Source organism: Corallococcus llansteffanensis (assembly GCF_003612055.1).
GTDB classification, from domain to species: domain Bacteria; phylum Myxococcota; class Myxococcia; order Myxococcales; family Myxococcaceae; genus Corallococcus; species Corallococcus llansteffanensis.
Genome location: NZ_RAWB01000885.1, coordinates 1 through 2,517 on the forward strand (window position 1 = coordinate 1; position 2,517 = coordinate 2,517).

Consider the following 2,517-nt stretch of genomic DNA (forward strand, 5'->3'; position numbering starts at 1 on the left):
CTCCCGGCCCCCCGAGGCCCCTTCTGACGAAGGCGCTGGGCCCGCCTTCTCCGCGGACGCGGGGGACGATGAAGGGTTCGACGACGACGATGACACCGAGGACGCCCTCCCGGTCGACCCCGAGGTGAGCGACGAGATCCGCCGCGCCACGGAGGCCCTGAAGGCCGCGGAGGCCGAGGACGCCCAGGCCGCCGCGGAGGCTGGCGACGAGGTGGAGGAGCCCGAGGCCGTCATCTTGGAGCTGGAGCCGGAGCCGGAGCCCGCGGCGAACGAGCCGGAGCTGCAGGCGCCCACCACCACGCGCACCGGCGAGCCCGCCGAAATCGACCCGGACGAGATGGATCCGGACGCGCTCAAGGTGGTGCTGCGGCTGCACCAGCACGGGCATCAGGCGTACCTGGTGGGCGGCTGCGTGCGCGACCTGCTCCTTGGCAAGAAGCCCAAGGACTTCGACGTGGCGACCAGCGCCCACCCGGGCGAGGTGCGCGCCATCTTCCGCAACTGCCGGCTCATCGGAAGGCGCTTCCGGCTGGCGCACGTCTACTTCAAGGGCGGGAAGATCGTGGAGGTGTCCACCTTCCGCGCGAACCCGACGGAGCTGGAGCCGCCCCCGGGCGCGTCGTCGGAGGAGCCGTCCGGCGAGGACCTGCTCATCACCCACGACAACGTCTTCGGCACCGCGCAGCAGGACGCGCGCCGCCGCGACTTCACCATCAACGGCCTGTTCTACGACGCGGCGGAAGGTCGGGTCATCGACTACGTGCGCGGCCGGCGCGACCTGGATGAGCGGTTCATCCGCACCATCGGCGACCCGGAGATCCGCATGCGCGAGGATCCGGTGCGCATCCTGCGCGCGGTGCGCTTCGCGGCGAAGCTGGACCTGGACATCGAGTCGCGCACCTACGCGGCGATGGAGGGCGCGGTGGAGGACCTGCCGCGCTGCGCGCCCGCGCGCCTGTTGGAGGAGACCTTCCGGCTCATCCGCACCGGCAGGTCCGCCCCGGCGCTGAAGCTGCTCGCGGCGCTGGACGCGCTGAAGCTGCTGCTGCCTCCCGTGGACGAGTACCTGCGGGAGAATGGCAAGGAAGGGGAGAAGACCTTCTATGCCTTCGCCGAAGCGCTGGACAAGCGCGTGTCCGCGGGCGAGGTGCTGGACGACGCCATCCTGCTGGCGACGCTGCTCGTGCCCATTGGCCGCACGCAGCCGGCGGAGGAGTCGCAGGACGAGGGCCGCGCGTCCGTCGCGCACGTCATCGAGGACCTGCTCGCGGGCTTCGTGGAGGCCGCCCGGCTGCCGCGCCGCATCGCCGAGCGCTGCCGCATGCTGCTGCTCATGCAGCGCACGCTGTCCGGTGAGCGCCGCAAGAAGGCCGGCGCCTTCCGCCGCCACCCCCTCTTCAACGAGGCGCTGGCCGTCTTCGCGATGACAGCGGAGGCCACGGGTGAGGGCCGCGAGGCGCTGGAGGCCTGGCAGGCCGGAGAAGTGCCCCCGCCGCGCGCGAGCGCGAGTGGTGCCGGGGACGCGGAAGGCCCCCGCAAGAAGCGCCGTCGCCGTCGTCGTCGTCGCACCGGCGGTGGGAGCGGCGAGGGCAGCGGTTCGGGCGCCGAGCGTCCGGCGTCGTCCCCGGGTTCCGACGCGGGCGAAGGATAGTCCCCGCGACGAAGGGGCCGGAGTGCTTCGGCGTCTCCGCGCGCTTCGAAACGGACGAGGGTTGATCCCCGCGACGAAGGGGCCGGAGTGCTTCAGTGCTTCGGCGTCTCCGCGCGCTTCGAAACGGACGAGGGTTGATCTCCGCGACGAAGGGGCCGGAGTGCTTCAGTGCTTCGGCGTCTCCGCGCTCTTCGACACGGACGAGGGTTGATCCCCGCGACGAAGGGGCCGGAGTGCTTCAGCGCTTCGGTTTCTCCGTGGGCTTCAGCCTCTCCACCGGACGCTCGGAGCGCGGGTCGTCGTCGTCCGGCGCCTCCGCTCCCGCGATGTCCGCCATGGTGATGGCCTTGCTGCCGAAGCGGGCCGCGATGCGGTCCATCGCCTCGTTCAGCTTCGAGGCCCGGGGCGCCGCCGCGGGGAACAACCCGAGCTGCGCTTCGTCTTCGTCCAGTTGCACGCTGACACCCGTGAGCCGCAGCGGCTTGCCCTCGTGCGCGCGCTCCAGCAGCTCCAGCGCCGCGCGGTAGAGCACCTGCCCGTCATCCGTCGGCTCGCGCAGCGTGGTGCGCCGGGTGATGAGCGTGAAGTCCGCGAACTTCAACTTGAGCTGCACCACGCGGCCCTTCAGCGACGCCCTGCGCAGCCGCCGGGCCACCCGCAGCGCCTGCGCATGCACGTGCGGCTTCAGCGCCTCCAGGCCCGTCAAGTCCTCCTCGAACGTGTCCTCCGCGCCCACGCTCTTCGCGGCCCGATCCGGCACCACGTCCCGCGCGTCGATGCCGTGCGACAGCTCCCACAGGTGCCTGCCGCTGGAGCCAAACCGCTCCTCCAGCCACCCCAGCTCCCGCGCCGCCACGTCCCCGATG

Annotated in this window: 2 protein-coding genes; one reads left to right on the forward strand and one right to left on the reverse strand. The window is 72.0% G+C overall.

The features are described from left to right. Positions 1–1,651: polynucleotide adenylyltransferase PcnB (gene pcnB / locus D7V93_RS41660; protein WP_341870997.1), on the forward strand; the 1,651-nt coding region annotated here is incomplete at its 5' end. Between the two features lie 238 nt (positions 1,652–1,889). On the opposite strand, the gene D7V93_RS41665 is transcribed toward pcnB, so the two are convergent. Continuing rightward, positions 1,890–2,517: DinB/UmuC family translesion DNA polymerase (locus tag D7V93_RS41665; RefSeq protein WP_443652009.1), on the reverse strand; the 628-nt coding region annotated here is incomplete at its 5' end.